Annotated in this window: 7 protein-coding genes; 2 read left to right on the top strand and 5 right to left on the bottom strand. The window is 63.3% G+C overall.

The genetic code is table 11. From position 1 onward, the window contains the following. Positions 1 to 268: 268 nt before the first annotated feature. Complete coding sequence (locus RMN95_RS12070) at positions 269 to 1,264, bottom strand: Fic family protein (protein ID WP_309617158.1); 996 nt, start codon at positions 1,262 to 1,264, stop codon at positions 269 to 271. Between the two features lie 171 nt (positions 1,265 to 1,435). Between RMN95_RS12070 and RMN95_RS12065 the strand changes: the two genes are divergently transcribed. Further along, on the top strand, positions 1,436 to 1,795 hold the full coding sequence (locus tag RMN95_RS12065) for a bleomycin resistance protein (RefSeq protein ID WP_309617157.1): 360 nt from the start codon (positions 1,436 to 1,438) through the stop codon (positions 1,793 to 1,795). 310 nt (positions 1,796 to 2,105) lie between these two features. On the opposite strand, the gene RMN95_RS12060 is transcribed toward RMN95_RS12065, so the two are convergent. Further along, the gene (locus tag RMN95_RS12060; RefSeq protein ID WP_309617156.1) at positions 2,106 to 2,591 is read right to left on the bottom strand and encodes a DUF1643 domain-containing protein; all 486 of its coding nucleotides are present in this window, start codon (positions 2,589 to 2,591) and stop codon (positions 2,106 to 2,108) included. A gap of 350 nt (positions 2,592 to 2,941) precedes the next feature. Between RMN95_RS12060 and RMN95_RS12055 the strand changes: the two genes are divergently transcribed. Then, a complete protein-coding gene (locus RMN95_RS12055) occupies positions 2,942 to 3,520 on the top strand; it encodes a hypothetical protein (RefSeq protein WP_309617155.1) in 579 nt (192 codons plus the stop codon). A 244-nt stretch (positions 3,521 to 3,764) separates the two neighbouring features. Here the strand turns inward: RMN95_RS12055 and RMN95_RS12050 are convergent, their stop codons facing one another. The 3 genes from RMN95_RS12050 to RMN95_RS12040 are packed head-to-tail and all read right to left on the bottom strand — an operon-like array spanning position 3,765 to position 5,763. Continuing rightward, a complete protein-coding gene (locus RMN95_RS12050; protein WP_309617154.1) occupies positions 3,765 to 3,980 on the bottom strand; it encodes a hypothetical protein in 216 nt (71 codons plus the stop codon). An 11-nt stretch (positions 3,981 to 3,991) separates the two neighbouring features. Continuing rightward, positions 3,992 to 4,870, bottom strand: a complete 879-nt coding sequence (locus RMN95_RS12045; protein ID WP_309617153.1) for an NAD(P)H-binding protein — start codon at positions 4,868 to 4,870, stop codon at positions 3,992 to 3,994. A 20-nt stretch (positions 4,871 to 4,890) separates the two neighbouring features. Next, on the bottom strand, positions 4,891 to 5,763 hold the full coding sequence (locus tag RMN95_RS12040) for a cyclase family protein (RefSeq protein ID WP_309617152.1): 873 nt from the start codon (positions 5,761 to 5,763) through the stop codon (positions 4,891 to 4,893). Positions 5,764 to 5,885: the final 122 nt, after the last annotated feature.

The following is a 5,885-nucleotide window of genomic DNA, read 5'->3' as shown; positions in this document are numbered from 1 at the left end:
GCGGTCGGATCGGTCATCTGCTCGCCGCCGATGAGGGCGGCTCTCGCGCACGACCTTGATGAAGGGCCCACACTGCGAAAATTCCGCAACGGTGAAGCGAGCATATTCGCCTCTGTCGGGATCGTTCCACATCGACTTATGTGGCGATATGCCCACATTGGGGTACGTCGGGATATCCCTCACCCTGCGGACCACAGCGTAAGAAAACCAGGTGAGAACACAGGCTAAGACCGAGCAAACCGGTGGCTGGCCGCTATGTGGCCCTGCGTTATCGCGAGTATTTGCTGTCGAGGAAGGCGTCGACGGCCAACTTGCTCGAACGCACAGTGCCGTCCGAGCTGTAGCTCACGTCGAGTCTCCCCCGGGACGCCGCCTGGCGGAGCGCTTGGTAGCTTAGCTCGGGGGTGGCTAGGGACTTCAGTAACACCAACCGGGCAGGGCCGGCGATGTTCGGCACGATCAATCGGTTGAGGTTGTCGATCACCGACCGCGCAAGCAACTCGGCGAGTGGGCCGAGATCGCCCTTATCCGCCCTGTCGAGAGCCGTCAGGTAGCGGTTGCGACTCGACTTGAAGATTATCGCCGGTGGAAATCCCAACCGCACCAGGATCAGGTTCAGCACGAGCCGCCCGGTGCGACCGTTGCCGTCGATGAACGGGTGGATGCGCTCGAATAACGAGTGCATCTCGGCCAGGGCAATGGGGATCTCGGAAGGCTCGAGTTTCCCCGCGATGATGGCCGAGCCGTTGCTGTTCGCGGTGTCGACCCAGGTTGCTAGTTGCGGTGAGACATCCACCCAGGGAGGCGGAACCATTCCACCGGAAAATGGCCGGATGTCGTGCCGACGAAACGCATCTGACTGCTCATCCGGAGACGCATGCGGATGAGGCGCAACCGCCCACACACGCTGCATGGTCAGCTGGTGGACGTTCCTGATTTCAGCGACGGAAACTAGCTTGCCCAACGGCGTGCTGCCGGGTGCTGTGCCATTAACGACACGTGCCTGGGAGTAGACCCAGCGTGCTGCTTCGGCGTAGCCCAGCACCTCCATGTAGTCCTTGAGGTCCTTGCCGCCTACCGGACGGTTTTCGTCAAGGAGGGTGCGCACCTTCCGCAGCACAAGGGTGTTGCCCTCGATCGCAGTGGAGTTGTGGGCTTCCCGGTGCCAGATGTCGTCCCAGATCAGCTGAGATTCCTGAGGGCTCGGCACGCCACCGTAGTTCTTGAGTTCGTCGACGGCAGCCGCAAACCTCGCGTAGATCACACCGCGCGCGGGTCGCCCCCGGCCAGCCCTTGGGAACCGGGAGTGAGAGGAATTTGTCACACTTACCCCTGACTTATTGTTCAGATCAAGTTTCCCGCAGGCTTTCAGTCGATTACGCAGTGGTTATCTATCCTTGTGGATGCCCCGACACCGCCTCGCTACGGTAGAACCATGACCGACCGCACAGTGCCGAACCTGCCCTCGCGCGACTTCGACGCCACCGAGGCGTTCTACGGCTCGCTGGGATTCGAACGCACCTATCGCGACGACCACTGGATGATCCTGACCGCGGGCAGCCTTGAACTCGAGTTCTTCCCCCGCCCCGACCTGGACTGTTCGACCAGTTCCTTCATGTGTAGCATCCGCATCGCCGACCTCGACAACCTGTATGCGGTCATCCAGAACTCGGGCGTGCCCGTGGCCGTCAACGGAAGACCACGACTGTCACCGCCCCGCGCCCAGCCCTCGGGCCACCGAGTCGCCCACCTCATCGACCCTGATGGCACCCAACTGAACCTGATCGAGCAATAGCCGCAGGTCGGCGAAACCTCAGTGCGCAAACGTGACGTGGATGACGCCGCTCTCCGCGACCTCCAGCGTGACCTTGTAGTCGCGCTCCGGCTCCCGCAGCTCACCTCACAGGCGCATCTCGCGTCCCAGCACGATCGGAGCGATCGTCAACGCCAGTGGTCCCCTCGCCTGAAGTCTCGCCCAGCACCCGCTCGCGCATGGTTCGCGTGGCAAGGTAGTGCGCGACGAGCCTGCCCCAGTCCTCGCCCATCGGATTCTCCGGCGACTGGCCGGCCGGGACTGGAGAACTTCCGTTTGCCTCGATCCTCTTTCACACGGAGGCGGCCTCTTCTCCGGAGCTCGGAAACCTGACCAGCGGCGCATTGGCCGGCACGTACAGCGGATGCCGGGGGTGCCCGTTTTTCGTGACGCCCAATGCGTGAAGTCGCGGCAGCAGCGCCAGCGCCAGCGCCACCCGGGCCGGCTTCGCGTTCATGCCCCACCCCGCGACGACGGTGCCGGTGACGTCGGCAAGCACGCGATCGTTATCCGGTCCCACCGGGTCGGTCGCGGCCAGCATCACTTTCGGGTCTTTGGTGCGGAATGCGTACAGGTTGAGGATCACCATGCCACCGCACCGCTCGCGCTTCGCGAAACCGACGCACCGCCGCAGTGTCGGATCGAGTTGAACCTCGTCGGCTGTGCTCGGGTTGAGAAGCACGAAGGTGATCATTGGCAGCGCCGCGTCCCATACACGGGTGAGCGCGTAGCGGTACTCGCCGCGAATGTCTGCGGTGGCGGAAATGAACTCGGACATCGGCCCCTCTCTGCCTCGTCGAAGCTATCACCCGCCACAAGAACAGTCCTCAACGGTCGCAGACGTACGGCGCGCTGCCTTATCGACATGACTCAATGCGGTCATCTCAACGGACCGCAGGCTTGTGACGGGGCATCTACCTCGTCCGCCCGGGCTGGATCATCTATCCCCGACGATGCGAGAGTTGCACCGCCGTGGCCACCTCCAGGGCTTGATGACGAAGGAGGCCCCGGACCATGACCTTCTCCGGCTGACTCGGCGCGTGTGCGTGCCAGCGACTGCTGAGCAGTAGGCGCGAGGCGGGACCAATGGCACTGTGAACACGGCGACAGCCGATCGAGTATTTAGTCATGACCACACACGCAGATTTACCCAACACGGACCGGACCGTGCCCGGCTCACTCGTCGCCTATGAATCGATGTTCGGCAATTCGCACCTGATTGCGGAGGCGATCGCCTCTGGGCTCGGTGCCCGTGTTCTGAGCATCCACTCCGTCGATAGTGCACAGGCAGCAGCGACACCGTTGCTTGTTATGGGAGGTCCAACTCATGTCCACGGCTTGAGCCGACCGGCGACTCGCACGGAAGCGCGACGCAGGGCCGAACAGTCGGCGGCGACGGTAACGCTCGACGTCGAGGCCAGGGGTGACGGGCTGAGGGAGTGGTTGGATCAGCTCGTGAAGGGGCCGCAGTTCTTTGCCGCGTTCGACACGCGGGTGGACGTCCCCGAGCTGTTCTCGGGATCTGCTGCAACCAAGGTTGTTCGAAGGCTCGAGCATCTTCACTCGCGCGAGCTGCTTCCCGCAGAGAGCTTCCTCGTCGACAAGGCGAACCGCCTCGTCGACGGGGAACTCGACCGGGCGAGCGCGTGGGGACTCGCGTTGCTTACTGCCTATAAGAAGGCGGACACGACTGACGACGGCGAGTGACACCTCCCAACAGACGTGCAGGCTGTGACCATTCTGGCGATGCGAACGGGCCGTCATCGTTCCCAGTGTGATGAAGAACATCGAATGGGCGAAGACACTGCTGGTCACGAGCGACTGAGCAGCACAGCTGCCTGGCTTCACGACGACACTGATCACCAGTCGCGTCGCGAGGACGACACTCAGGACGAGCAGGACACCTCGAGCCAGTCGCGCGGCACGAACCCCGGTTTCGGACCCCTCTTCGTCACAGCGAGCCGAGTTCCTCCCGCATCGCCTCGACTGCGGACTTGCCCAGCTGTCCGCTGGCCATCCCGACGACCGCATTGAATGACATCTTCTTTGCCATCGAGAGCATGGGAAGCTTCTGCAGTTCAGGCACGTGCTTCTCGATGATCGCGAGCGCCTCTGGGTCGTCCATCAGGGTGCCGAGCTTGACGTCGGCCAGGTTGTACTTCGGCATCCGAGCGCTCCTTAGTGCTTCCGTGTGAAAAGGCCAGCGGCAGCTGACTCGACGATGTAGCTCGCTACGGTGCTGGAGGCCCGGTTGGTGACACGAAGGATGTCGTCGGTGACGAAGGCAGACTCGCCGTCGCGTATGAGTTGGTACATCTCGGCGAAGTGTTCGGCCTCCCACGGCTCCACCCCACGACCGATCAGAGCAGCCTGCACGCCTGCCGGGGTCATGTCGAACAGTCGCAACTCCGTTCCCGTCACCGCAGCGATCTGCTCGGCAATCTGCGGATAGGTCACAGCTTCGGGCCCGGTGAGTACGAGGGTCTCGCCATCCCAGGAGTCAGCTGCCAGCGCTCGGGCGGCCACGGTACCGACATCGCGCGCATCCACCATGCTCACCCCGGCAGTGCCGATCGGGTTGGGCACAGCGTCTCCCGACTGGGCTGCAGCGCCCATGAGCCAACCGATACCGACCTGCATGAACGTATTCGGTCGAAGGATCACGAAAGGGTTGTCTCCACCCTTGAGCACCTCTTCCACCTCCCAGTGCTGTCGAGCCACGTGGGGCCCGTCGTGGCGAATCGCGCTGCTCGTCGCAGACAACTTCACTATTCGAATCGGCTCGCGGCGCAGGGCTCGGATGACCCTCAGCTGCGTCTCAGCCATCGTGAACCCGTGACCGCTGAGCAGCAGGACAGCAGTCGCGCCGTCGGCCGCGGCGAGCAGATCGGCGTCGGTGGCCGGGTCGCCTTCGATGACGGTGACGGAGGCGGGAAGGATGCCTCGGGCCCGAGCAGCGTCGCGGGCGAGCACTCGTACATCCGATCCCGCTTCTAGCAGGCTTTCAACGGTATGCGGTCCGACGTTTCCCGTTGAACCGAGGAGAAGAACGGTCACGATTAGTCCTTTCGAGACACTTAGAAGATCGCTAGCGGATTGACTGGAACGCCAGTCAGGCCGTGGATGCGCAGGGGAGCGAGGGCGAGCAGGAATGCATTTCGGCCGGTCCGTGCGCACATCTCGGCGAGACCCGACAGGTCAGGATTGTCGATGAGGGGCAACCCAAGCTGGGGCAGTGCTACACCGTGCAGTGCCATCACAATTCCGGGGCGGATGGGTGGCGGATCACCAACGTCTCCCAGATAGAGGCTGATCTCGCGGCGGGCCAGCCATCCCACGGCATCAAGCGTGAGCACTGGCACCGTTTGCCCGATAGAGGCGCCGACATCCCAGCCAGCACGAAGCGCGAGAGCATCACCCGACTCAACGTGCAGCCCCGACCGCTCCTCGGCAGCATCTAGGTCAGCTGAAGTGATCTCGCGCCCTGCCTCCACCCTGCCGCTCGATGCAAGATCGAGAAACACGCCGCGTGTCGTGAGGCCCGCCGCGAACGCGGTAGTTGACCCGTGCGCGACGGTGCCTCGGACGACGGCAGCATCGAGGTCGACTCCGGGGTAGACCTGGCCATCGATCGGCACATGGGCGAGCGCGTCGATGTGAGTCACCGATGCGTGGTGGGTGTTGATGACGAGAAGATCGACCATCGCCTTGGAGGGTGAACCGGTGTAAGTCATGACCTGCATCACGCCGGCGGGCATGGGATTAGCGCCAAACGGCACCGGTGCGGCCAGCGGAACCGGAGTGACCGGGTAGGCGAGCGAGACCGATAGACCAGTGCGCACCTCAGCAGCACCACGGGCGCTCGCCTCTGGTGTGATGAAGTTGAGGGTGCCGCGCTCGTCGGCCGACCCCCAACGCCCGCGGTTGGTGAGGATTTCAGCGCCGGTCACGGTGAGACCTTTCGTGAGAACTGCGGAAAGAGCAGGTCGGCCGCACCACGGTTTATCGAGTGCAGCGACTCTTTACTCATAGGGTATTGATCCAGCGCTGCCGTGAAGTGGGCAGCTTGCGC

Origin of the sequence: Salinibacterium sp., assembly GCF_031364185.1 — a bacterium.
Taxonomy (GTDB): Bacteria; Actinomycetota; Actinomycetes; order Actinomycetales; family Microbacteriaceae; genus Rhodoglobus.
The sequence above is the reverse complement of the archived record's forward strand: the minus strand, read 5'-3'. Positions and strand labels throughout refer to the sequence as shown.

Bases quoted from the DNA above. Each gene is read 5' to 3' on its own strand.
- RMN95_RS12065 (WP_309617157.1), top strand. From the start codon at position 1,436: ATGACCGACCGCACAGTGCCGAACCTGCCCTCGCGCGACTTCGACGCC.
- RMN95_RS12060 (WP_309617156.1), bottom strand. From the start codon at position 2,591: ATGTCCGAGTTCATTTCCGCCACCGCAGACATTCGCGGCGAGTACCGC.
- RMN95_RS12055 (WP_309617155.1), top strand. From the start codon at position 2,942: ATGACCACACACGCAGATTTACCCAACACGGACCGGACCGTGCCCGGC.
- RMN95_RS12050 (WP_309617154.1), bottom strand. From the start codon at position 3,980: ATGCCGAAGTACAACCTGGCCGACGTCAAGCTCGGCACCCTGATGGAC.